The organism is Beutenbergia cavernae DSM 12333 (genome assembly GCF_000023105.1).
GTDB lineage: Bacteria > Actinomycetota > Actinomycetes > Actinomycetales > Beutenbergiaceae > Beutenbergia > Beutenbergia cavernae.
This window is the reverse complement of record NC_012669.1, coordinates 4,563,842-4,585,877: the sequence shown is the minus strand read 5'-3', so window position 1 is coordinate 4,585,877 and position 22,036 is coordinate 4,563,842. Positions and strand designations below refer to the sequence as shown.

Here is a 22,036-nt window from a genome sequence, read left to right as displayed (position 1 = left end):
GCACCAGGGCGCACGGCCCGGGTTTCCGGGCGATGGGCGCAGGCTCACGCCTCGCTGGCGTCCGCACCCCCGAGCAGGCGGAGCATCCGCCGCACGACCTCGTCCGACACGGCCGCGTCCGCCGCGCCCGGCGCCGTGGGCTCGCGAGGGCCGTGCACCGCGTCGTGCAGCCGCTCCATCTCCTCGTCGAGGCGTGCCGCCGTCGACGCCGACTCCCGGAGCTGAGCCACCACCTCCGGCGGGACCGCGCCGTCGAACTTGTAGAAGATCTTGTGCTCCAGGGTTGCCCAGAAGTCCATCGCGACGGTCCGGAACTGCACCTCGACAGGCACGTGCACCGGGCCCGACGACAGGAACACCGGGATCTCGACGATCGCGTGCAGCGACCGGTACCCGTTCGGCTTGGGCTCGGCGATGTAGTCCTTGACCGTGCGGACGACGACGTCGGGCTGGTCGACCAGCGCGTCGAAGACCCGGTAGGCGTCCGACACGAACGAACACGTCACCCGGACGCCGGCGATGTCCGTGATGCTGGAGCGAATCCCGTCGAGCGAGGGTTCGACGCCCCGGCGGGTCGCCTTGTCGACGACGCTCTCCGGGCTCTTGAGGCGGGTCGAGACGTGCTCGATCGGGTTGTAGCTGTGGAGCTGTGCGAACTCCTCGCGGAGGATCTCGAGCTTCGTCGTCACCTCCTCCATCCCGAAGCGGTACGAGAGCATGAACCGCGTGAAGTCCTCACGGACGCGACGGAACGACTCGATGACGTCCGGCGGGATCTCCGGGGTGCGGGCCATCATCCATTCTCACCCGCGGACGGCGGGCGTCACGCACGGGGTGCGGGACGCCGTCGGGCACGAGAAAGGGCGAGCATCCTCTGCTCGCCCTTTCCAAGGTATAGCGCACCGGGGGGCTTGCGGCAAGGCCCCCGTCACGTCGCACAATCTTCGTCCGGACCTGTGCGAACACCTCCGCTCGCCGCCCGTCTCCGGCCGCCACACCGAACCTCGGAGCCGATCTGTGTCTTCTCTGTCCACCAGCGCCTTCGACCTCCCCGACCGCCTCGCCGCCAAGTCCGACCCGTCGCTGATCGATCGCGACGAGGAGCATTTCGCCGCCATCGCCGAGAGCCTCGAGCAGCAGATCGCCGACCTGTCCGACCGGCTGGACGCCGAACGGAAGGCGCCCGGCGGCAGCGGCACGGCGGCGCTGGAGCGGGACCAGGAGATCCACCGCCTCACCGCGCGCCTGCGCACGCTGCGCCGCTTCGGGCTGGACCTGTGCCTCGGCCGCATGGTGCAGACCGACGCGCCGGAACCGGTGTACGTGGGTCGGCTGGGACTCACCGACGCCGCCGGCAAGCGACTCCTGGTCGACTGGCGCTCGCCCGTGGCGGAGCCGTTCTTCGGTGCCACCCACGGGAACCCCATGGGCCTCGCGAGCCGCCGTCGGTACCGCTGGACCGCCGGCCGGATCAGCGACTACTGGGACGAGGTGTTCACCGCGGAGGGCCTGTCCGACGACGCCGAGCGCGCTGCCCTCGACGACCAGTCCGCCTTCATCGCCAGCCTCGGCAGCACCCGGTCGGCCCGGATGCGCGACGTGCTCGGCACCATCCAGGCCGACCAGGACGCGATCATCCGCGCGGGATCCGAGGGTGCGCTCGTCGTCGACGGCGGACCGGGGACCGGCAAGACCGTCGTCGCCCTGCACCGCACCGCCTACCTGCTCTACTCCGACCCGCGCCTCGGGCACCGGCGCGGCGGGGTGCTGTTCGTCGGCCCCCACCAGCCCTACCTCGCGTACGTCTCCGACGTCCTGCCGAGCCTCGGTGAGGAGGGAGTGCAGACGGCCACGCTCGCCGACCTGGTTCCCGAGGGCGCCGCCGCCCGGCCCGAGGTCGACCCGGCCGTGGCTCGCCTGAAGGCGGACGCGCGGATGGTGGCGGCGATCGAGCCGGCCGTGCGGTTCCACGAGAAGCCGCCGACGGAGGGCATGGAGGTCGAGACGCCGTGGGGTGACGCCTGGGTCAGCACCGCGGACTGGGCCGAGGCGTACGACGCCGTCGAGCCCGGCACCCCGCACAACGAGGCGCGCGAGGTGATCTGGGAGGCGCTGCTCGCGATCCTGGTCGACAAGCTCCACGACTCCGGGGACGACGACGGCGACCCGGGCGCCGAGGAGGAGTTCGACGCGTACGGGTTGCGCCGCGAGGACCCGACGGCGGAGGTCCGGCGAGCGCTCGGCACGAACGACGAGCTGGTCCAGGCGTTCGGTCGGGCGTGGCCGATCCTGGAGGCGGCCGACGTCGTCGGCGACCTGTGGGAGGTTCCCGCCTACCTGCGCCTGTGCGCCCCCTGGCTGGAGCGCGACGAGGTCGCGAGCCTCCAGCGCGCGGACGCCCGCGCGTGGACGGTCTCCGACCTGCCGCTCCTCGACGCCGCGCGGCTGCGGCTCGGCGACCCGGAGGCGTCCCGCCGCAGTCGCCGGCAGCAGGCGGTGCTCGACGCCGAGCGCGCACGCGTGGACGACGTCGTCGACCATCTGATCGAGACGGACACGTCCGACATGCACGTGATGTCGATGCTCCGCGGCCAGGACCTGCGCAGCGCCCTCGTGGACTCCTCGGGGCTGCCCACCGCCGACCCGGACCTGCTCGCGGGTCCGTTCGCGCACGTCGTCGTGGACGAGGCGCAGGAGCTGACCGACGCCGAGTGGCAGATGCTGCTGGCGCGGTGCCCGTCGCGGAGCCTCACCGTCGTCGGCGACCGCGCCCAGGCGCGGCACGGCTTCGCGGAGTCGTGGCAGGAGCGGCTCGAGCGGGTCGGCCTCGGCCGGGTGAGGTTGGCGTCGCTGAGCATCAACTACCGCACCCCGGAGGAGGTCATGGCAGCGGCCGAGCCCGTCATCCGGGCGGCGCTCCCCGACGCGAACGTGCCCACGTCCATCCGCAGCACCGGGGTCCCCGTGGCTCACGGACCGGCGTCGGACCTCGGCACGATCCTCGAGGAGTGGCTCGCGACCCACGACGACGGCGTCGCGTGCGTCATCAGCGCGGCCGGTGACGTCGTGGTCGCGGACACAGCCCGGGTGCAGTCGTTGACGCCGGTGCTGGCGAAGGGTCTCGAGTTCGACCTGGTCGTCCTCGTCGACCCCGAGGCGTTCGGGCAGGGCATCGAGGGCGCCGTCGACCGGTACGTCGCGATGACCCGGGCGACGGGGGAGCTCGTCATCCTCACGAGCGACTGACCCTGGCCGGCGGCCTGCCTCGCCTCGTGCCCGTGGGTGACCTCCCGCCCCTCATCGAAGCGCCGTCGGCGTCGACTACCGCTTCGTCTAGCCCGCGTCAGCTCCGGCGCGTGAGGCGGAGGACCGGAAGCACGCGGTCCGTCCTGACCTCGTACTTCGCGAAGTTCGGTGCCGCAGCTGTGATCTGCGCCCATGCGGCGTCGCGCTCGTCGCCGTGGAGCTCCTGCGCGCTGACCGGGATCTTCTGCCCGTCGAGCTCGATCGTCACCTCGTCCGGGTGGGCCGCGAGGTTGAGGTACCAGGCGGGGTTCGACGCGGCGCCGGCGGCCGAGGCCACGATGATCCACGTGCCGTCGGGTCCCGGGAACCACCCGACCGGCGTCGCACGCTCCTGACCGCTCTTGCGGCCGATGGTGGTGAGCACGAGCGCGTTCATGCCCATGACCTTCCCGCCCTTGGTGCGGATCTTCTTCACGGTCCGCCGGTTCACCCAGGCGACCAGGCGGCCACCGGGCTGGCGGGCACCGCGCGTACCCGTGGTGTGACTGAAGCTCATGACGTCCTCCTGTGGTGGCTTCCTCCTCGGATAGTACACACCATGGACTATCGCGTGCATGTACGATCGTCTGCGTGAGCGAGCCAGCTGACCACGCGCCGTCGTGCCCTCTCGGCGGTACCACGGGACTTCCCGCGCTCGTGGACCTGTCCCTGCTGATCCGGGCGACCGTCGGCGGGGTAGCCGAGCGCCACGAGCTCACGGCCACGCAGGGGCGGCTGCTCTGCCTGCTCGAGCACGGGCCGCTCCGGATGGCGGACCTGGCGCAGCGACTGGGTGTGGAGAAGGCGGCGCTGACCGGCCTCGTCGACCGCGCCGAGCGCCGAGCGCTCGTCGAGCGCCGCGCGGTGCCAGGGGATCGGCGGGCGACGCACGTGTCCCTCACCTCGCGAGGAGCCACGGCGATGACCTCCTTCCACGCCGACGTGGCGGACGCGCTCGACGCGATGCTCGGCACGCTCGGTCCCGAGGAGCGCGAGGCCTTCCGCCGGATGGCTCGGGTGGTGGTGGACGGGGCCGGGGCGCCTGCCGCCGTCGCGCACGGCTGACGGCGGACCGGCCGCTCAGCCGCGGGGACGCGGCCGTGCCACGCGCGCAGCTCGCCCGGCCGACCGACCGCGATGCGGACACATCCGCACGGCGCGGGCCGCGATCCCCCGGGCGCTGCGACGATCGCACCCATGACCACCGCCCTGGACCACGACGCCGTCGCCCCACCCGAGCGCGAGGCGCACCCGCTCGCCGCGCGCGTCGACGAGGTTCTCACCGGGCTGCTGCCCGACCTGCGGCAGCTCGCCGACGAGCTGCACGACGACCCCGAGACCGCGTACGAGGAGCACCGGTCCGCCGCGCGCGTCGCGGCGCTCCTCGAGCGCCACGGGGTGGCGGCGCAGGTCGGGGCGTTCGGGCTGCCGACGGCGCTGCACGCCAACGCCGGCGACGGCGGTCCGCGCGTCGCGATCCTCGCGGAGTACGACGCGCTCCCGGACATCGGGCACGCGTGCGGGCACAACCTCATCGCTGCCACCGCCGTGGGCGCCTTCCTCGCCGTGCGCGAGCTGCTGGAGCACGCCGGCGGCACCGTCGAGCTCATCGGCTCCCCGGCGGAGGAGGGCGGTGGCGGCAAGCAGCGGATCATCGACGCCGGCGGGTTCGAGGGCGTCGCTGCCGCCGTCATGGTGCATCCCGGCAACCGCGACCGCGCGTACGGCTCGGGTCTCGGCATGCGGCACGTCGAGGTGACGTACCGCGGCGTCGAGGCGCACGCGTCGGCGGCGCCGGAGCGCGGCTACAACGCGCTCGACGCCGTGGTGACGGCGTACCAGTCGGTGGCGCAGGTGCGCCAGCACATCCTCCCGACGGACCGCGTGCACGGGATCATCACCGACGGCGGCCAGGCGCCGAACATCGTTCCCGGGCGCGCGGCCGCTCACTTCTTCGTGCGCTCCGCGACGATCGACGGACTCGAGGCGCTGTCGGAGCGGGTGGACGCCGCGCTGCGGGGCGCCGCGATCTCGACGGGCACCGAGGCCGAGATCGTGTGGGACCGCCTGCCTGCCTACCTCCCGGTGAACGTGAACCAGGCGCTGGCGGACCGCTTCGCCGCGAACCTGCGCGGCCGCCGGGAGTTCCCGCCGCCGTCGCCAGCGGCCACCGGCGGCGGATCCACGGACCTGGGCAACGTCAGCCACGTGGTGCCCGCGATCCACCCGAACATCGCGACGGCGCCCGAGGGGATCGGCGCGCACACCGCGGCGTTCGCCGCGACGACGCTGCAGCCGCTCGCGACGCAGGGCGTGCTCGACGCCGCGTTCGGCCTGGCGACGACGGTGCTCGACGTCCTCGGCGACGCCGAGCTCCGGGCCGCGATCGCCGCAGACTTCGAGGCCTCGCGGGAGGGTGACGCATGAGCACCGCGACGAACGACGTCGGCACGTCGTTCCTGGCCGACTGGGAGGCGTGGCACGCGGCCCGCGAGGCGGAGCTGCGCCGGCCGCACGGCTGGCTCAGCCTCACGGCGCTGCACTGGCTGGGCACGGAGCCGACGACGCTCGACGACCTGCCCGGTCGTTGGTGGTACGACGACGAGGGGACCTGGGTCGAGCCCGACGCCGCATCGTCGTCAGACGGCGGGGCGGTGCTCCTCGACGGCGTCGCGCTCACCGGGCGCACCCGGGTCGGCGACGCCTCCGGAGCGGGCGTCGGCGCCGTCGTCGTCGGTGACCGCGTGCTCGAGATCCTCGGCCGTGGCGCGGGCAACAGGGGTGTTCGGGTGCGCGACCCGGAGGCGCCCGGGCGCACCGGGTTCGACGGCGTCCCGACGTTCACGCCCGACCCCGCGTGGCGCCTCGACGCCGTGCTGACGCCGCTGGCCGACGCCGAGCGCGTGGCGGTGGGGTCCTCCGCCGAGCGCGTGCAGCACGTCGCCCAGATCATCGGGCACGTGAGGTTCACGTACGACGGCGCCCACCACAGCCTCGCCGTCGGCGCCGGCGGTTCGATCGCGTTCCGTGACGCGACGAGCGGTCGGGAGACGTTCGGACTGCTGCGCTTCTTGACCGTCACCCCGGACGACGACGGCGCCGTCGTGCTCGACTTCAACCGGGCCACCAACCCGCCGTGCGCGTTCAGCGACTACGGCACCTGCCCGCTCCCGCCGCCGGAGAACGTGCTGCCGTTCGCCGTCACGGCCGGGGAGAGGACGCCGACCCGGCCCGTCTGAGCGCGCGTCAGGGCCGGGGAACGTCCAGCGCCTCGAGCCGTCGGCGGCCAGACACGGCGAGGACCTCGACGATCCGACCGCCCGCCACCGTGCACGCCATCACGCCGAGCGGCTGGCCGGCCGCATCCCAGGCCATGACCCCGAGCTCCCCGTTCACGAGGACGCGCCGCGCCGTCACGCCCAGGCCCGCTCCGCGGCTGACAGCGCGGGCGAGTGCCGCCGATCCCCGCCGGACCACGACCTCCCCGCTCGGGGCGTGGGTGCGCCAGACCACGTCCGGGTGGAGCACCCGCACCAGGCCGTCGAAGTCCCCGTCCCGTGCGGCCGCGAGGAACGCGTCGACGACGGCGCGCTGCCGGCGTCGGTCGTCGGCCGGGGATGGGGAGCCCTGCAGCTTTCGTCGCGCCCTGCTGGCGAGCATCTTCGTGGCGGCCGTGGACCTGCCGAGGACGGTGGCGATCTCCTCGAACGGCATCGCGAACATGTCGTGCAGCACGAACGCGAGGCGCTCCGCGGGGCCGAGCGTGTCGAGCACGACCAGGAGCGCCAGCCCGACGGAGTCCGCCAGCTCCGCCTCGCTCGCGGGATCGCCGTCGTCCTCGGTGACGACGAGCTCGGGCAGGTCGCCCCCGACGGGGGTCTCGCGTCTCGAGCGGCGCGAGCGCAGCACGTCCAGGCAGACCCGGCCGACGACCGTGGTGAGCCAGCCGGCGAGGTTGTCGATCGCCGCCTCGTCCTGCCGCGCGAGGCGGAGCCACGCCTCCTGCACGGCGTCCTCAGCGTCGGCCCGCGACCCGAGCATGCGGTAGGCGACGGCGACCAGGCGTGGGCGCTGCGCCTCGAACGCCTCGGCGACGTGCTCCCCGGAACCGGGCTCGGTCATGCCGTTACCTTCCTCTCCCACGGTGCGTCATGGGTGATGACGGGCCCGGACGGGCGAAGGTCACAACGACGGAGCACCTCCCCATGAATCTCGCACTCTGGATCGTCGCCGGGCTGATGGCGGCGGTCTTCCTGGTGGCCGGCTCGACGAAGCTGTTCATCCCGCGATCGACGCTCGCCGAGGCTCCCGGGGGCGGCTGGGTGGGCGGCTTCAGCGCCTCGTTCGTCAAGGTCCTGGGCGCGTTGGAGATCGCCGGGGGAGTCGGTCTCGTCCTGCCAGCTGCCCTCGGCGTCGCGCCGTTCCTGACGCCGGTCGCGGCGTCCGGGCTGGCGATCGTCATGGTGGGTGCGGCCGTCGTGGAGATCCGACGCCGCGAGTACGCGCACGCGCTCCTGAACGTCGCGTACCTCGCGCTTCTCGTGTTCGTGGCGTGGGGTCGGTTCGGCCCGGAGGTGCTGGGCTGACGAGGCGCGTGCTGGCCCGCGCGCTGGACGACTGCGGGTGGGAGCCCGAGCCGGGGCCGGTCGGGCTCGCTCAGACCGCCGGCGACGGCGCGACGGGACGGCCGCCGTCGTCGTCCTGAACGGACGAGACCTGCACACCGTGCTGCGCCAGGAGCGCGGTGAGCGCGTCGTGCCCGTGCTCGACGTGCCAGTGCACCGCCGCCAGCCCCGCGGCCCGCGCGCCGTCCACGTTGGGCGGGTTGTCGTCGATGAACAGGACGCTCGCGGGCTCGTCCCCGATGAGGCGCGCCGCCCGTAGGAAGAACTCCGGGTCGGGCTTCGCGACGCCGAGCTCGCACGAGTAGCTGCTCGTGTCGAACAGGGCGTCGTAGCCGAGGTCGGCCCGCATGAACGCCGCCCGGTACGACTCCTGGTTCGTGCCGAGGTGCACGCCGAGGCCGGCGGCGCGGACCGCCCGGACCAGCGCGATCGACTCCTCGACCAGCTCGATGCGGTGCCACACGTCGGCGTAGACGTCCTCGACCGGAGTGGTCACGCCGAACTCCTCCAGGGCCGCGGCGAGGAGCGGGAGGTAGTCGCCGCGGCCGGCGAGCATCGGCAGCTCCTCGCTCCACGTGCGCCTGAAGAACTCCTCCGTGCGGTCGCCGAGGTGCGGCTCCATGGCGGCGATCCAGCCGCCGGGAACGAGCTGCAGGACGCCGTCGGCGTCGAACAGGACATGGCGGATCGTCATCCCGAGCAGCCTATCCGGCGCGCCTCACGCCTCGGCGAACCAGTCCTCGATCTCGAGACCGGGGACGCGCGTGAGCTCTCTCGTGTTGTTCGTGACCATCACGAGGCCCAGCGAGCGCGCGTGCCCGGCGAGCAGCACGTCGTGCGGACCGATGGGACGACCTTCGTTCGCGAGCGGCGCACGGATCCTCCCCGGTGAGGCATCAGCCGCGGACCGGACGGCGTCGGCCGCGCAGCGACAGAATGGCCGGGTGTCCGGCCCCGTCCAGCTCCTGCGCTCCGCGATCGCACCGCTCACGCGGACGCGGGCGTTCCGCGCCGTCGGTCCCGTCCTGCTCCCACCCGCCGAGCGGCTCCTCGCCGCCCTCACCCGCGGCCGCGTCCAGCTCAGCGCCCTGCTCGTGCCGTCGCTCGTGCTGCACTCGACCGGCGCGAGGTCGGGCGAGCCGCGCGACACCTACCTCATGTACACACCCGACGGCCCGGGCCGCGCGATCGTCGCCGGGACGTCGTTCGCCCGCGACCGGCATCCCGCGTGGACGTACAACCTGCTCGCGCACCCGGACGCGAGCATCAGCGTGCGCGGCCGGCCGATCCCCGTCCGGGCGTCGCGCATCACCGACGACGGCGAGCGCGACGCCGCGTGGGCACGCATCGAGGCCCAGTGGCCGGGGTACCGCGCGTACGAGCGGGACTCCGGTCGCGTGGTGCGGCTGTTCCGGCTGCAGGCCGTGGCCCGCACGGAACCCCGGGCCGGGTGAGCGGGTGGGCGGCCGCGTGGGGGCGTCCTAGCCCTGCGGCGGACCCGTACCGTCCCCGGCCGCGGCGAGGGTCGAGGCCAGCGTCGCGGCGCGATCCGCGAACGTGCGCCAGCGCTGGGGTGTCACCGCGAGGCGGGCGACGGCGGCACTCTCGCTGCACGCACGCTGCCGCCACGCCCGCACCCTCCCGTCGCGGATCTCGAAGCTCGCCAGCACTCCGCCGCACCAGCCGTGGGCGTCGGCGTCCCCCTCGGCGGCCCAGCCGCTGACCTTCTGCTCGGCCGTCACCCACTCGATCGCCTCGATCTCCGCCTGGATCCGTGCGGCCAGCTCGAACCCGAGCGCGGCGGCGGCGGCCTCACGCCGGGCGAGCAGCTCCGACCGCACGGCAGCGAGCGCCGGGGCCTCGCGGCGGAGCACTGCCGCGAAGGCGGCCTCCCGTTCCGCCCGGTCACCGGGCGCCACGCCCCGCACCCGGGCCATGTCCCGGTCGAACCCGCCCAGTCGCTCTCCCGCGTACGCGAGGGACAGCGCGCGATTGAGCGCCGAGGCCGCGAGGCGCACCTTCTCCCCACCGAGGTAGGGGCCGAAGACGGGGGCCGCTCCGCCCGGATCGTGTCGCAGGACCGCGCGCCGTTCCAGCCTGATATAGACGATCGACTCGACGCCCTCTGTCCGGTTCCACCGGGGCCTCGACGCCTCGAGGAGGTTCCGTTCCAAGAAGGCGGCCTCGTGCTCGCTGTCGCAGACCACCGCCTCGACCCGCGCGATCTGCGGGACCATCCGGCGGAGATGCCCACGCCCGCGCAGGTCTCCCCAGTAGGACGTGACGCGCCGCCGCAGCTCGGAGGCCCGCCCGACGTACAGCACACGGCCCCGGGCGTCTCGGAACCGGTAGACGCCCGGTGCGGGCGGCAGCAGTCGCACCTGTGGCAGCGGCGTCCCCACGGGCGCGATCCTGCCATGCCGTCGCGGAGGCGCTCCGCGGTCGCTCATCCGAGCGCGCCCGGACACGGAGTGGCAGCATGCGCGTTCATGACGACACAGCGCCCCGTCGTGCGGACGGCAGCGAGCGGGCGCCGCGCCGTCGGACCGCCCCCCGTCCGGGCGGTCGTCACCGTGCGGCGGACGGGAGGGACCCGATGAGCGAGCCCGCGCCGTCGTCGTCGCGGTCCCGCCTCGTCTCGATGCGCCCGCGCGACCCCGGCGAGCCGTTCCGGACGGCGAGCACGCTCGAGCTGTTCTTCGACCTCGTCTTCGTGGTGGCCGTGAGCATCGCGGCGGTCAACCTCCACCACGCGCTCACCGAGGGGCACGTCCTCGACGGGCTGGTCTCCTACGGCCTCGTGTTCTTCGCCATCTGGTGGGCGTGGATGAACTTCACGTGGTTCGCGACGTCGTTCGCCACCGACGACTGGCTCTACCGCGTGCTGACGATCGTCCAGATGGCGGGCGTGCTCGTGCTCGCCGCGGGGATCGAGTCGGCGTTCACCGAGCTGGACTTCACGATCCCGGTGATCGGCTACGTCGTCATGCGCGCCGCGATGGTGACGCAGTGGTTGCGGGCGTCGAGGTCGGCGGGGGCGGCCCGGAGGGCCACGCGCATCTACGCGGCCGGCATCGCCGCGGTGCAGGTGTACTGGCTCCTCCTGCTGCTCCTCCCGACCGGTGGGGCGATCATCGCCGGCTTCCTGGTGGGCGTCGTCCTCGAGCTGGCCATCCCCGTCCTCGCGGAACGCACCGGCCCGACGCCGTGGCACCCGCACCACATCACCGAGCGCTACGGCCTGTTCACCCTGATCCTGCTCGGCGAGAGCTTGCTCGCGTCGTCGAACGCGATCATCGGAGCCTTGCACGACGACACCGAGCTCGGCCCCCTGATCTCGATCGCCGTACTGACGATCGTGGTCACGGCAGCACTGTGGTGGATCTACTTCTGGCCCCCGCACCACACGGCGATCGGGAGCCTCGGGCGGTCGATCCGGTACGGCTACGTGCACTTCTTCGTGTTCGCCGCGGCGGGCGCCTTCTCGGCCGGGATCGAGGTCGAGATCGACGTGCTCACGGGCCACAGCGTGCTCGACGACGTCGCCGCCTCCTTCACCGTGACGGTGCCGATCGCCGTCTTCGTGCTCGGCATCTGGTGGATCGCGATCCGGGAGAACGCGGATCGCGTGGTCAACGTCGTCGTACCGCTCGGCGCGGTGCTGGTGCTGTTCGATCCGATCATCCCGATCCCGGTGACACTGACGGCGGTGCTCATGATCGCGATCGTCGTCGTTCTCGTGCTGCACCCGCCGGTGTCTCGAGGCGGCTCGCACCCCGCGGAGCCGTGACGCGCCGCGGATCAGGTGTCCATCGGGGTCAGGACCGCGATCTCCCAGCGGCCCTCGGTGAGGACGAGCTGGTAGACGAAGCGCTCGGCCGGCTCGCCGTCGTGGAGCCACCGCACGTCGACCCACCGGCTGTGCCCGGTCTCGGCGATCACGTCGATCTCGGCCCGTGCTTCGTTCACGCCCGCGTACTGACCGACGGCCGCGGCGAAGAAGGCCTCCGTCTGGGCACGGTCCGAGACGGCTACGGCCTGGCCCGGGAACTCGATGAGTGCCGGGACGGCGTAGAGGTCGGCGATCGCCGTGGCGTCGCGGTCGAGCAAGGCCCGGGTGTAGGTGTCGAAGAAGTCGCGTGCTGTCGTCGTCTCCGTCATGGTCTCGACGCTAGCTCGCGACCCGGACACGCTCTGTCCGGGAGACGTCGTCGGGCCGCCGGCTCCGAATCATCACGGCGCTGACGACGGCGGCGGCGAGCAGGGTGCCCGCCCCGACCGCCAGGGCGGTGGTGTAGCCGTGGATCGCGGCCTCGGTCTGCGTCGCGCTCTGGTCGGACAGGTAGCTGGTGCTCGACAGGACGGCGACGGTGTTCAGCAGGGCGACCCCGATGGCCGCGCCGAGCTGCTGCGCGGCGTTGAAGGTTGCCGACGCCGCGCCGATATCGTGTCCCTTGACTCCTTGGGTGGCGGTGCTGGCCGTAGGCGTGATCACCAAGCCCATGCCGAGCCCGGTGAGCACCATCGCGGGCAGCAGGTAGACGGCGAACACGTGGGAGGAGTCCGCCTCGAGGAAGGTCAGGACGAGCAGCCCGGCGGCCGCCGCGAGCAGTCCGCTGACGACGAGAACGCGCGCAGGGACGCGACCCATGAGCTTGCCTGCGATCCAGACGGACCCCACCAGGGCGACGAGAGCGTGGATGAGCAGGACGCCGCCCGCCCCGATCGGGGAGTAGCTGAGCTGGGACTGCGTGTAGTAGCTCATGAACAGGTAGAAGCCGAACATCGCGAGGAACATCAGAGCGATCGCGATGAAGGATCCCGCTCGGGCCCGATCCGTCAGCACGCTGAGCGGGAGAACGGGCTGGGCGGCGCGTCGCTCGACGAGCACGAACGCTGTCAGCAGGACGATCCCGCCGACCAGCAGGCCGAGCACGAGCGGCGACACTCCGGCCCTGGTCTCGATCCGGCTGATACCCAGGACGATGGCCGCGATCCCGGCAGCACTGAGGACGCCACCGAGGACGTCGACGCGCCCGGTGCGCGGCACCGGGGCGAGCCTCGGGATCAGGACGGCGCCGACGGCGGCTCCGACGGCGATCGGGACGTTGATGTACAGGCACCACCGCCAGCTCGCGAACTCAGTGAGCAGGCCACCGAGGACCAGGCCGATCGCCGACCCCGTCGCGCCGACCGCGGCGAACACCCCGAACGCGCGGCCACGCTCACGGGGGTCCGGGAACGACAGCGACAGCACCGACAGTGCCGCCGGCGCCAGCAGAGCCGCGAAAACCCCCTGGAGCGCGCGGGCGCCGATCAGTGCCGCCGGGTTCCAGGCGAGCCCCGCGAGGAACGAGGCCACCGCGAAGCCCAGCAGACCGATCACGAACGCCCGTCGATGACCGATCGCCCCGCTGACCCGGCCACCGATCAGCAGCAACCCGCCGAAAGCCAGCAGGTAGGCGCTGATGACCCAGTGGCGCGTGTCCTCTCCCAGCCCGAGCTGCGCATCCGCCGACGGCAAGGCGATGTTGACGATCGTGCCGTCCAGCACCACGAGCAGCTGCGCCGCGGCCACCGCCCACAGCACTCCCCAGCGCCCAGCTCCAGAGCCACCTGCGTGTTTCTTCATCCGCCCGTCCCTTACATCGTTCCGGAGTCCCTAACAGCGTTAGGGGCGCCTACGAGCGTACTAGAGTGGAGCAGCCGGTAGACGATCAGACGAGGGCGGGCCGATGCCGACGAGGCGAGCGCCGGAGGACCGGGCGGCGGCGTCGAGCGTGTGGCTGCGACCCCAGCGACCCGAACGTGACGACCCCCCGCTGACCCGCGGCCGCATCGTCGAGGCGGCCGTCGAGCTGCTGGACGACGCAGGGCTCGACGCGCTCAGCATGCGCAGACTCGCCGAGAGACTGGGCGTCGTCGCGCCGTCGCTGTACTGGCACGTGCGGACGAAGGACGACGTTCTCGACCTCGCCGTCGACCACGTCTTCGGCGAGGCCGGGACACACGCCTCGTCGCCCGGTCAGCCGTGGCGACGATGTGTCGAACGCCTCGCCGTCGCCTGGCGATCAGTGCTCGTCAGACATCCCTGGGTGCCACCTGTGGCCGCGCAGCGCCCGAGCCTCGGGCCGAACTTCCTCGATCAGCTGGAGGCCCTGCAGTCGACGCTCCGGCAGGCCGGGCTGGAGGGCCCGGACCTGTCCGCGGCGACCTGGACGATCTACAACCAGATCGTCGGCTCCGCCTCGACCGAGGCCACGCTGACGATCGGCGAGGAGGATCGCACCCGCGGGCAGGCGCTCCTGGAGGACCGGTCCGACCGCTACCCGACCCTCGCGGAGCACCGCTACCTCGACAACGACGACTGGTCCGGTGACTTCATGAGGGGGCTGGGGTACCTCCTCACCGGCATCGAGGCGCACGTCCACGCCAGCGCACGCGCCGCGGAGACCTGACGACCCTGGATCCGAACGGGTCCTCGACAGTCCACCAGCGCGGGAGACCGCCTACGATCTGGTGGGATGAGCGCGCCCGAGTACGTCGTCTTCGTCAATGGTGGGTACGGCACGGGCAAGACGTCGGTCCTGGAGGTCGGTGGTCCGCTACTTCGGCCTGACCACATGAGCCTCCGCGCCCGAGGAGGTGCGGTCATCGGCGCTGCCAGGACCCGGACGCCGTCGGCGTGACGGTCTCGTTCGTGCCGGAGCAGACGGACGCCTCGATGTCCGACGGCGAGCGCCTCACCTGGGGCTTCCTGCTCACGGACGAGGACGGCCGCTGGCTCGTGTTCGACGCCGGCGCAGGTTGAGCGGCGCTTAAGGCCTGGACGCGTCGGGCGGACCGGTCCACGGTGGCGTCATGTCGATCTGGAACCTCGATCAGCGCGACCTCTGGGGCGCGGACGCCGCAGCGAGCTACGACACCCCGGGCGAGGGCATGTTCGCCCCCGACGTCCTCGGGCCCACGCTCGATCGTCTGCACGCCCTCAGCGAGGGCGGCCGCGTGCTCGAACTCGCGATCGGCACGGGCCGGGTCGGCGTCCCGTTGCGGGAGCGCGGCGCCGACGTCAGCGGCATCGAGCTGTCCGAGGCGATGGTCGACGTCCTGCGCACGAAGGCGACCGAGGAGGAGCTCCCCGTCGTCGTCGGCGACATGGCGACCGCACGCGTGCCCGGCGACTTCAGCCTCGTCTACCTCGTGTTCAACACGATCTCGAACCTCTACACGCAGGAGGCGCAGGTGGCGTGCTTCCGCAACGCGGCCGCCCACCTCGCGCCCGGCGGGCGATTCCTCGTCGAGCTGTGGGTGCCGCGCCCGCAGCCCGTCACCGGCGGACGCCACGCCCAGGTCTTCACCGCGGAGGACGGCTACCTCGGCGTCGACGTCCTCGACATGGCGCACCAGCGCGTCGTCTCCCATCACATCCATTTCGACGACGACGGCGCCGCGCGCGTGTGGTTCTCACCGCACCGGTTCATCTGGCCGGGAGAGCTCGACCTCATGGCGCGCCTGGCCGGCATGGAGTTGGAGTCGCGGCACGCGGACTTCGCCGGCGCCCCGTTCACGAGCGACTCGCCGTCGCACGTGTCCGTGTACCGACTGCCCGAGCGTCCCGCCGACTGAGTACCCGCGCCCCCGTGCTGCGACGATGGCGGCATGCCGCTCACGAACCCTTGGCTCAGCGGGCCCGCTCCCGACGTCGACCTTCCGCGGGACCAGCTCGAGGAGCGGATCCTCAACCTGCTCTCGACCCACAACCTCGCGGTGATCGCGACCGTCGACGCGGACGGGGCGCCGACGGCCACGCCCGTGCGTTACTCCAGCCTCGGGTTCGAGATCTTCTACTCGAGCTGGAACGGCTCGAGGAAGTCGCGGAACCTGCGGCGCGACCCGCGCGTCTCGGCCGGGATCGTCGCGCCCCTCGTCGGCCAGGCGAGCAGCCGCGGCGCCCAGCTCTTCGGCACCGCTCGCACCCTCGAGCGCGACGACCCGGCGTCGGAGCCGTACTGGGAGGCGTTCCGGTGGCAGTCCGACCACGTCGAACGTGGCCGATCGATCGACGAGCCGCCCGCCGACCCGCTGACGGTCATCACGCCGTCGCGCATCCTCTATACCGAGCACTGGCTCCGCCGCACGGGCTACCGGCCGCGGCAGACGTGGCGCGCCGACGGCTGATGTCCTGCGTGGCTGTGCCTCAGCCTCCCGACTCGGGCCGCCAGTCGGCGGGCGGGTCCTCGCCCACCCGGCCGTCGACCGCCTCCCGGAGCAGGTCCGCGTGACCGGTGTGGCGCCCGTACTCCTCGAGGAGGTCGCACAGCAGCCGGCGCAGGCTGAGGTGTCCCCGGCCCGGCCACTCCAGGTGCACGAGCTGGTCGAGTCCGCCGTCGGCGAGCGCGGCGCCGAGCCGCGCGCGGGACTGCTCGACCTGGCGGTCCCAGACGGCGTACAGCTGGTCGGGGCTGTCCGTCGCCGCGGACGTGAAGTCCCAGTCGTCGTCCTCGTCCCACGGCGCGGTGTCCCACGGCGGCCCCATCGGCGTGCCGTCGAGCTTGGTCGTGAACATCTGGTTCTCGGCCCGGGCGAGGTGCTTGAGGAGGCCGCCGAGCGTCAGGGTCGAGGCGCCGATCCGGGTCTGGAGGCCGACGGCGTCGAGCCCGTCGGCCTTCCACCGGAACGTGGCGCGCAGGCGGTCGAGCGCGCCGAGGAGGTGCTCGGTCTCGGTGCCCGCGAGGGGTGGTTCCCGCCAGTACTCGGGGTCGCTCATGGCGGCACCGTAGAGGCGATTCCGGACGATCGCCGCCCGGTTCCGGGTCAGTGGTGCAGCACCAGCTTGAGCCCGATCATCGCGACCCCCAGCAGCCCGGCTGCCGCCGTCGTCAGCGCGCGCTTGCCGCCGGTCAGCCCGCCGGCGGTGCCCATCCGCCATCCGACGACCATGAGCAGCACGACGTTGACGAGCAGGGCGACGTCGACGGCGAGCGCCGGCTCGACCCGCAGCACCGCCTCCGCGAGCAGCACGACGCCCGGCACGGCGCACGCCGCCACGAGCGGGAACCCGTCGGTGAGCACGCGGCGGCGCTCGTGCGCGTCGAGCGGGCGGCCGAGGACTGTCCGCGCCGCGATGCAGTCGGCGTACGTCTCGGCCGACCAGTAGACGACGAGCGTGCCGCCGAGCAGGGCGGCGACGCGCACGAGGCCGAGGTCCTCCGGCGCGGCAGCGAGGACCGACCCGGTGATGATCAGGCCGTACAGGTACGCGGAACGGCGCACGAACGGATCGGCGTCGGCGTCGTACGCACCGACGTGATGGTGGTGCTGACCGGCGTCGGTCGGCACGCTCGGCTCCCTCCCGCGGGGCGATCGGCTACTGCCGGGCCATGGCCACCCGCAGGCGCTCCTCGGGGCTGATGACGTGGTCGTGGTCGTCGGTCCCGACGTCGAGCTGGACCCAGAGCAGCTTGCCGGTGAACCGGCTGTCGCGGGCCGTGTAGTCCGGCGAGACGGTGGTGCCGGACTCGTACCCGATGTCGGTCGTCTCGTCGGCGGAGAACACCATCGCCTGAGTGGCGTCGACCCGGCCCGTGCCGACAGGACCGCCGTCGACGTACAGCGTGACGTCGCCCCCCTTGCCGAGCCCGCCGCCGTCGTACGCGAACTCCATCCGCGCCTGATGGGTGCCCGCCGGCACCGGCTCCTCCGACGACACCACGAAGCTCTGGATGCCGAGCACGTTGTAGCAGAACGTCATCCGGCCGTCGCGGAGGTAGACGCTCCAGCCGCCGAACCGCCCACCCTGCGCGATGAGCACGCCGGACGCTCCGCCGTCGGGCACCTCGACCTCAGCGGTGACGGAGAACGACCGGTTCTTCACGGTGACGACGCTGTTCTCCGAGAGGCGCCCCATGCCAGGGAAGAACAGCTGGGAGTCGCCGCGGATGAGCGTGGGGCGCCCGGCCATCGTCGGCTCGAGCCGCTCACCGGTGCGGTCGTCCAGCGGCAGCACGTTGTACTTCGTGGCCTCGATGAGCCACAGGCGCTGGAGCTTCGCGAGCATGTCCGGCCGCTCGGCGGCGAGGTCGTGCGCCTGGCTGTAGTCGGAGGACCCGTCGTAGAGCTCCCACAGGTCGTCGTCGAACGCCGGCAGCTCGCCGCCGACCATGACCCAGGGCGTGCGGTGCTTGGTGACGGCGCTCCACCCGCGGTGGTAGACCCCGCGGTTGGCGAACATCTCGAAGTACTGCAGGTCGTGCCGCTCCGGGATGTCCGCGCCGTCGAACGTGTACAGCATGCTCGTGCCCTCGATGGGCGCCTGCAGGACGCCGTTCACCATGGCCGGCTCCGGGAGGCCCGCGGCCTCGAGCACGGTCGGGGCGACGTCGATGACATGGGTGAACTGAGTACGCAGGCCGCCGCGGTCGGCGATGGTGCTCGGCCAGTGCACGATCGTTCCGTTCCGGGTGCCGCCCCAGTGGGAGGCGACCTGCTTCGTCCACTGGAACGGGGTGTCCATCGCCCACGCCCAGCCCACCGCGTAGTGGTTGTAGGAGGTCGGCGAGCCGAACTCGTCCATCTTGCTCCGCATGAAGTCCGGCGTCTCGAGCGCCGCCATGCCGTTGAAGTTGGCCATCTCGTTGAAGGCGCCGTTGACGGTGCCCTCGGCCGACGCGCCGTTGTCGCCGATGATGTAGTAGACGAGCGTGTCGCCGAGCACCTCGAGATCCTCGAGCGCGTCGATGAGCCGGCCGACATGGTGGTCGGTGTGCTCCAGGAACGCGGCGTACACCTCCATCTGCCGCGACAGCACGGGCTTGAGGTCGTCGGGCATGTCGTCCCACGCGGGGATCTCGTCGTGGCGCACCGTCAGCTCGGCGTCGGCCGGGATCACGCCGAGCTCCTTCTGCCGGGCGAACGTGCGCTCCCGCTGCACGTCCCAGCCGTCGTCGAACGCTCCCCGGTACTTCTCGATCCACTCCGCCGGCACGTGGTGCGGCGCGTGCGTGGCACCGGGGGCGACGTACACGAAGAACGGCTTGTCCGGCATGAGCGCCTTCTGCTGCCGCACCCAGGCGCAGGCGTGGTCGATGAGGTCTTCGGTGAGGTGGTAGCCCTCCTCGGCCGTGGCCGGCGGTTCGATCGGCGTCGTGCCCTCGTACAGTGCTGGGTCCCACTGGTTGTTCTCGCCGCCGATGAAGCCGTAGAAGGTCTCGAAGCCACCGCCGCCCGTGGGCCACGCGTCGAACGGGCCCATCGGTGAGGTCTGCCAGACGGGAACCTCGTGGCACTTGCCGAACTGCGCCGTCGAGTACCCGTTGAGCCGCAGGGTCAGCGCGAGCGGCGCCTTCGTGTTCGGCCGCAGCGAGCTGTTCCCGGGCGCCGACGTCGCCGTCTCCGTGATGCTGCCCATGCCGACCGAGTGGTGGTTCCGGCCGGTCAGCAGCGCCTGCCGGGTCGGTGCGCAGAGCGCGGTGGTGTGGAACCGGTTGTACCGCAGCCCACCCGCGGCGAGCCGCTCCGCCGTCGGCGTGCGGCACGGCCCGCCGAACGCGCTCGACGCACCGAAGCCCACGTCGTCGATGAGGATCACGAGCACGTTCGGGGCGCCGTCGGGCGGGAGGAGCGGCTCGATCGGCGGGTAGGACGTGTCCGGGTCCTTGGCGTCGTAGGTCGTGAGTCCCGCCGCCGGTCGGTCGGGGATCGGGAGCATCGTGCGGGCGTGCCGGTCGGGACGCATGGGTCTCTCCGCTCGGGTGGGCAGGACTCGGACGCGTGCCACGCTAAGGACGGAGGCAGCGCGGCTCATCACGCAGACTGCGTGAGAACCGGGGCCTCCCTCGCGCCGCGCGGGCCGAGACGCCGCGCACTATCGTCTGGCCGTGGGCGACGCGCCGGGCCCCGTGCCGGCTGCCGCGGAGCTGGACGGCTTGCTCCTCGACGCCAAGCTTGCCGTGCCGGCGCGACGAACGGCGGCCGTCAGTCGCGCCGACCTGATCCAGGGCGCGCGGTCGAGCGGGCGGCGCGTGGTCGGCGTCACCGCACCCGCCGGCTACGGGAAGTCCACGATGCTCGCCGAGTGGGCGGCACTCGAGGATCGCCCCGTGGCCTGGGTCTCGCTCGACACCCTCGACGACGACCCGTCGAGCCTGCTCGTCGTCCTCGCCTCGGCGTTCGCACGGGTCTCGGACGGGCCGGAGGGCCTCGTAGCGGACATGGTGGGGCCGGACGCCTCGGTGCTCGGGCGCGCGGCTCCTCGCCTGGCGTCGGCCCTGCGGCGGAGCCCGACGCCGTTCGTCCTCGTGCTCGACGACCTCCACGAGCTGCAGTCGCCCGCGTGCCACGACGTGCTGGGGGTGGTGGTCGCCGGGATCCCGGCGGGCTCGCAGCTGGTCGCGGCCAGCCGCACGGAGCAGCCCCATCTGCCCCGGCTCCGCGCGGCGGGCGAGATCGTGGAGATCGTGGCGAGCGATCTCGTGCTCGACGTCGCCGGAACGTTGCAGGTCTTCGCCGCCTCGCACGTCCCCGTCTCGCCCGAGGCCGCTGCCGCCGTGACGGAGCGGACCGAAGGGTGGCCGGTCGGGATCTACCTCGCCTCGCTGATCGCGCGGCACAGCGGCGGCGACGCCGTCGCCGTCACGGGTGAGGACCCCTACGTCGCTGACTACCTCCAGCGCGAGTCGTACCGCCGTCTCCCCGAGGACATGCGCACGTTCCTGCGGCGCACGGCCGTGCTCGACAACCTGTGCGGGCCCCTGTGCGACGAGGTCACAGGCGAGCCGGGTTCGCGGGAGATGCTCCGGCGGCTCGAGGCGTCGAGCCTCTTCCTGGTGCCGTTGGACCGGCGCCGGTGGTGGTTCCGGTACCACGCGCTGTTCCGCGAGTTCCTCCTCGGCGAGCTCACGACGGTCGAGGCGCAGCTCGTCGACGGGCTCCGGCGGCGGGCCGCCGACTGGTACGAGGCGCACGGGTCGCCCGAACGCGCCGTCGAACAGCTTCTCCAGACGTCGGACCGGGAGCGCTGCGTCCGGCTCGTCACACGCCTCGTGATGACCCTCTTCCAGGCGGGCCAGCTCTCGACCGTCGGCAAGTGGCTGCGCGCCCTCGGCGACGACGCCGTCGTCGCCTACCCTCCGCTCGCGGTGCTGGCGGGCTACGTCGCCGCGTACGAGGGACGCGCCGGCGAGGCGGAGCGGTGGGGCGCCGTCGTCGACGCCGCGGCCTTCGACGGAGAGATGGTGGACGGATCGGCGTCGTTCGACTCCGCTCGCGCGATGTATCGCGCCCTCCGGTGCCCGCAGGGCCCCCAGGCGCTGCTCGACGACGCCGCCCTCGCCGTCGCGAGCGAGCCGGAGTGGAGCGTGTGGCGTGACACGGCGCTCACGGCGAGCGGCCTGGCTCGCCTGCTCGTCGGGGACGTCGACGGCGCCGCTCGGGAGTTCGAGAGGACGGTCGCGGCGGCCGCCGCCGTCGGCAACGCGGACACGCTCGTCTTCTGCGAGGCGCAGCTCGCCCAGCGCGACATGGACCACGGCCAGTGGGAACGCGGGCGGGAGCGCATTCGGCACGCGCTGGACGCCATCGAGGAGCACCGCATGTACGACTACCCGACGAGCGCGCCGGCGTTCGCGGCGGCCGCGCGTCTCGCGCTGCACGACGGCGACCTCGCGGAGACGCGTCGGCTCCTCACCCGTGGGATGCGGGTGCGGACGTTCTGCACGTACGCGTTCCCGACCCTGGCCGTGCGCGCCCGCATGCATCTGGCCAGGACGAGCTGGGCGGCGGGGGACGTCGCCGCCGTCCGTCACCTGCTGCGCGAGATCGACGACGTCCTGCTCCACCGACCGAACCTCGGCGTGCTCGTCGACGAGGTCGCCGACCTGCGCCAGGAGTTCGGCGCCGGCTCCCGCGCCGCGAGCATGGCCACCTCGGTGCCACCGCTCTCGCCCGCCGAGCTCCGGCTCCTGCCGTACCTGCAGACGCATCTCACGATCCGCGAGATCGGCGAGCGCCTCTTCGTCTCCCGCAACACGGCCAGCTCGGAGATCGGGTCGATCTACCGCAAGCTCGGCGCCTCGTCGCGCAGCGAGGCCGTCCGTCAGGCGGTCACGATGGGTCTGCTCGGCGAGTGA

Annotated in this window: 22 protein-coding genes; 12 read left to right on the top strand and 10 right to left on the bottom strand. The window is 72.7% G+C overall.

The genetic code is table 11. From position 1 onward, the window contains the following. Positions 1-44 precede the first annotated feature (44 nt). Positions 45-797 (bottom strand): GTP pyrophosphokinase, encoded by a 753-nt coding sequence (locus BCAV_RS20910; protein ID WP_015884631.1) that lies wholly within the window; start codon positions 795-797, stop codon positions 45-47. 220 nt (positions 798-1,017) lie between these two features. Here BCAV_RS20910 and helR point away from each other — a divergent pair, with 220 nt between their 5' ends. After that, on the top strand, positions 1,018-3,246 hold the full coding sequence (gene helR / locus BCAV_RS20905) for an RNA polymerase recycling motor ATPase HelR (RefSeq protein WP_015884630.1): 2,229 nt from the start codon (positions 1,018-1,020) through the stop codon (positions 3,244-3,246). Between the two features lie 97 nt (positions 3,247-3,343). On the opposite strand, the gene BCAV_RS20900 is transcribed toward helR, so the two are convergent. Next, entirely contained in the window at positions 3,344-3,802 is a 459-nt protein-coding gene (locus tag BCAV_RS20900; protein WP_015884629.1) for a nitroreductase/quinone reductase family protein, read from the bottom strand. Positions 3,803-3,876: 74 nt separating this feature from the next. Between BCAV_RS20900 and BCAV_RS20895 the strand changes: the two genes are divergently transcribed. From BCAV_RS20895 to BCAV_RS20885, 3 genes are all read left to right on the top strand, one after another. Further along, on the top strand, positions 3,877-4,350 hold the full coding sequence (locus BCAV_RS20895; RefSeq protein WP_187292837.1) for a MarR family winged helix-turn-helix transcriptional regulator: 474 nt from the start codon (positions 3,877-3,879) through the stop codon (positions 4,348-4,350). 132 nt (positions 4,351-4,482) lie between these two features. Then, the gene (locus BCAV_RS20890) at positions 4,483-5,712 is read left to right on the top strand and encodes an amidohydrolase (protein ID WP_015884627.1); all 1,230 of its coding nucleotides are present in this window, start codon (positions 4,483-4,485) and stop codon (positions 5,710-5,712) included. Next, positions 5,709-6,524: a DUF1684 domain-containing protein gene (locus tag BCAV_RS20885; RefSeq protein WP_015884626.1), complete on the top strand. Its 816-nt coding sequence runs from the start codon at positions 5,709-5,711 to the stop codon at positions 6,522-6,524. The genes BCAV_RS20890 and BCAV_RS20885 overlap by 4 nt, the downstream gene beginning before the upstream one ends. Before the next feature lie 7 nt (positions 6,525-6,531). Here the strand turns inward: BCAV_RS20885 and BCAV_RS20880 are convergent, their stop codons facing one another. Next, positions 6,532-7,407 (bottom strand): sigma-70 family RNA polymerase sigma factor, encoded by an 876-nt coding sequence (locus BCAV_RS20880; RefSeq protein WP_015884625.1) that lies wholly within the window; start codon positions 7,405-7,407, stop codon positions 6,532-6,534. A gap of 83 nt (positions 7,408-7,490) precedes the next feature. Here BCAV_RS20880 and BCAV_RS20875 point away from each other — a divergent pair, with 83 nt between their 5' ends. Beyond that, the gene (locus tag BCAV_RS20875) at positions 7,491-7,871 is read left to right on the top strand and encodes a DoxX family protein (protein ID WP_015884624.1); all 381 of its coding nucleotides are present in this window, start codon (positions 7,491-7,493) and stop codon (positions 7,869-7,871) included. Between the two features lie 70 nt (positions 7,872-7,941). On the opposite strand, the gene BCAV_RS21935 is transcribed toward BCAV_RS20875, so the two are convergent. Then, positions 7,942-8,604, bottom strand: a complete 663-nt coding sequence (locus BCAV_RS21935; RefSeq protein WP_015884623.1) for an HAD family hydrolase — start codon at positions 8,602-8,604, stop codon at positions 7,942-7,944. Positions 8,605-8,854: 250 nt separating this feature from the next. Here BCAV_RS21935 and BCAV_RS20860 point away from each other — a divergent pair, with 250 nt between their 5' ends. Beyond that, a complete protein-coding gene (locus BCAV_RS20860; RefSeq protein ID WP_050761777.1) occupies positions 8,855-9,364 on the top strand; it encodes a nitroreductase family deazaflavin-dependent oxidoreductase in 510 nt (169 codons plus the stop codon). A 27-nt stretch (positions 9,365-9,391) separates the two neighbouring features. Here BCAV_RS20860 and BCAV_RS20855 read toward each other — a convergent pair whose 3' ends face one another. Then, on the bottom strand, positions 9,392-10,312 hold the full coding sequence (locus BCAV_RS20855) for a nucleotide excision repair endonuclease (RefSeq protein WP_015884621.1): 921 nt from the start codon (positions 10,310-10,312) through the stop codon (positions 9,392-9,394). 194 nt (positions 10,313-10,506) lie between these two features. Here BCAV_RS20855 and BCAV_RS20850 point away from each other — a divergent pair, with 194 nt between their 5' ends. Further along, positions 10,507-11,700, top strand: a complete 1,194-nt coding sequence (locus BCAV_RS20850) for a low temperature requirement protein A (RefSeq protein WP_015884620.1) — start codon at positions 10,507-10,509, stop codon at positions 11,698-11,700. A gap of 11 nt (positions 11,701-11,711) precedes the next feature. On the opposite strand, the gene BCAV_RS20845 is transcribed toward BCAV_RS20850, so the two are convergent. Then, positions 11,712-12,071 carry a hypothetical protein gene (locus tag BCAV_RS20845; protein WP_015884619.1) on the bottom strand — a complete coding sequence of 120 codons (360 nt, stop codon included), beginning with the start codon at positions 12,069-12,071 and terminating at the stop codon, positions 11,712-11,714. Positions 12,072-12,081: 10 nt separating this feature from the next. Beyond that, positions 12,082-13,542, bottom strand: a complete 1,461-nt coding sequence (locus tag BCAV_RS20840; protein ID WP_015884618.1) for an MFS transporter — start codon at positions 13,540-13,542, stop codon at positions 12,082-12,084. Positions 13,543-13,645: 103 nt separating this feature from the next. Between BCAV_RS20840 and BCAV_RS20835 the strand changes: the two genes are divergently transcribed. The 4 genes from BCAV_RS20835 (at position 13,646) to BCAV_RS20825 (ending at position 16,088) form a co-directional block, all read left to right on the top strand. Beyond that, a complete protein-coding gene (locus BCAV_RS20835) occupies positions 13,646-14,368 on the top strand; it encodes a TetR/AcrR family transcriptional regulator C-terminal domain-containing protein (protein WP_015884617.1) in 723 nt (240 codons plus the stop codon). A 66-nt stretch (positions 14,369-14,434) separates the two neighbouring features. Then, positions 14,435-14,599 (top strand): hypothetical protein, encoded by a 165-nt coding sequence (locus BCAV_RS23090; RefSeq protein WP_187292836.1) that lies wholly within the window; start codon positions 14,435-14,437, stop codon positions 14,597-14,599. 172 nt (positions 14,600-14,771) lie between these two features. Then, on the top strand, positions 14,772-15,536 hold the full coding sequence (locus tag BCAV_RS20830) for a class I SAM-dependent DNA methyltransferase (protein WP_015884615.1): 765 nt from the start codon (positions 14,772-14,774) through the stop codon (positions 15,534-15,536). A gap of 33 nt (positions 15,537-15,569) precedes the next feature. Next, a complete protein-coding gene (locus BCAV_RS20825; RefSeq protein ID WP_015884614.1) occupies positions 15,570-16,088 on the top strand; it encodes a pyridoxamine 5'-phosphate oxidase family protein in 519 nt (172 codons plus the stop codon). A gap of 19 nt (positions 16,089-16,107) precedes the next feature. Here the strand turns inward: BCAV_RS20825 and BCAV_RS20820 are convergent, their stop codons facing one another. The 3 genes from BCAV_RS20820 to BCAV_RS20810 are packed head-to-tail and all read right to left on the bottom strand — an operon-like array spanning position 16,108 to position 19,644. Then, positions 16,108-16,677 carry a mycothiol transferase gene (locus BCAV_RS20820; protein WP_015884613.1) on the bottom strand — a complete coding sequence of 190 codons (570 nt, stop codon included), beginning with the start codon at positions 16,675-16,677 and terminating at the stop codon, positions 16,108-16,110. A gap of 47 nt (positions 16,678-16,724) precedes the next feature. Next, on the bottom strand, positions 16,725-17,249 hold the full coding sequence (locus tag BCAV_RS20815) for a hypothetical protein (protein ID WP_015884612.1): 525 nt from the start codon (positions 17,247-17,249) through the stop codon (positions 16,725-16,727). 28 nt (positions 17,250-17,277) lie between these two features. Then, the gene (locus BCAV_RS20810; RefSeq protein ID WP_015884611.1) at positions 17,278-19,644 is read right to left on the bottom strand and encodes an arylsulfatase; all 2,367 of its coding nucleotides are present in this window, start codon (positions 19,642-19,644) and stop codon (positions 17,278-17,280) included. A gap of 142 nt (positions 19,645-19,786) precedes the next feature. Between BCAV_RS20810 and BCAV_RS20805 the strand changes: the two genes are divergently transcribed. Next, positions 19,787-22,036 carry a LuxR family transcriptional regulator gene (locus tag BCAV_RS20805; protein ID WP_015884610.1) on the top strand — a complete coding sequence of 750 codons (2,250 nt, stop codon included), beginning with the start codon at positions 19,787-19,789 and terminating at the stop codon, positions 22,034-22,036.

Excerpts from the sequence above, each read along its gene's own strand:
- BCAV_RS20835 (WP_015884617.1), top strand. The coding sequence starts at position 13,646 with ATGCCGACGAGGCGAGCGCCGGAGGACCGGGCGGCGGCGTCGAGCGTG.
- BCAV_RS20820 (WP_015884613.1), bottom strand. The coding sequence starts at position 16,677 with ATGAGCGACCCCGAGTACTGGCGGGAACCACCCCTCGCGGGCACCGAG.
- BCAV_RS20845 (WP_015884619.1), bottom strand. The coding sequence starts at position 12,071 with ATGACGGAGACGACGACAGCACGCGACTTCTTCGACACCTACACCCGG.
- BCAV_RS21935 (WP_015884623.1), bottom strand. The coding sequence starts at position 8,604 with ATGACGATCCGCCATGTCCTGTTCGACGCCGACGGCGTCCTGCAGCTC.
- BCAV_RS20900 (WP_015884629.1), bottom strand. The coding sequence starts at position 3,802 with ATGAGCTTCAGTCACACCACGGGTACGCGCGGTGCCCGCCAGCCCGGT.
- BCAV_RS20880 (WP_015884625.1), bottom strand. The coding sequence starts at position 7,407 with ATGACCGAGCCCGGTTCCGGGGAGCACGTCGCCGAGGCGTTCGAGGCG.
- BCAV_RS20850 (WP_015884620.1), top strand. The coding sequence starts at position 10,507 with ATGAGCGAGCCCGCGCCGTCGTCGTCGCGGTCCCGCCTCGTCTCGATG.
- BCAV_RS20840 (WP_015884618.1), bottom strand. The coding sequence starts at position 13,542 with ATGAAGAAACACGCAGGTGGCTCTGGAGCTGGGCGCTGGGGAGTGCTG.
- BCAV_RS20910 (WP_015884631.1), bottom strand. The coding sequence starts at position 797 with ATGATGGCCCGCACCCCGGAGATCCCGCCGGACGTCATCGAGTCGTTC.
- BCAV_RS20875 (WP_015884624.1), top strand. The coding sequence starts at position 7,491 with ATGAATCTCGCACTCTGGATCGTCGCCGGGCTGATGGCGGCGGTCTTC.
- BCAV_RS20825 (WP_015884614.1), top strand. The coding sequence starts at position 15,570 with ATGCCGCTCACGAACCCTTGGCTCAGCGGGCCCGCTCCCGACGTCGAC.
- BCAV_RS20830 (WP_015884615.1), top strand. The coding sequence starts at position 14,772 with ATGTCGATCTGGAACCTCGATCAGCGCGACCTCTGGGGCGCGGACGCC.
- BCAV_RS20890 (WP_015884627.1), top strand. The coding sequence starts at position 4,483 with ATGACCACCGCCCTGGACCACGACGCCGTCGCCCCACCCGAGCGCGAG.
- BCAV_RS20885 (WP_015884626.1), top strand. The coding sequence starts at position 5,709 with ATGAGCACCGCGACGAACGACGTCGGCACGTCGTTCCTGGCCGACTGG.
- BCAV_RS23090 (WP_187292836.1), top strand. The coding sequence starts at position 14,435 with ATGAGCGCGCCCGAGTACGTCGTCTTCGTCAATGGTGGGTACGGCACG.
- BCAV_RS20810 (WP_015884611.1), bottom strand. The coding sequence starts at position 19,644 with ATGCGTCCCGACCGGCACGCCCGCACGATGCTCCCGATCCCCGACCGA.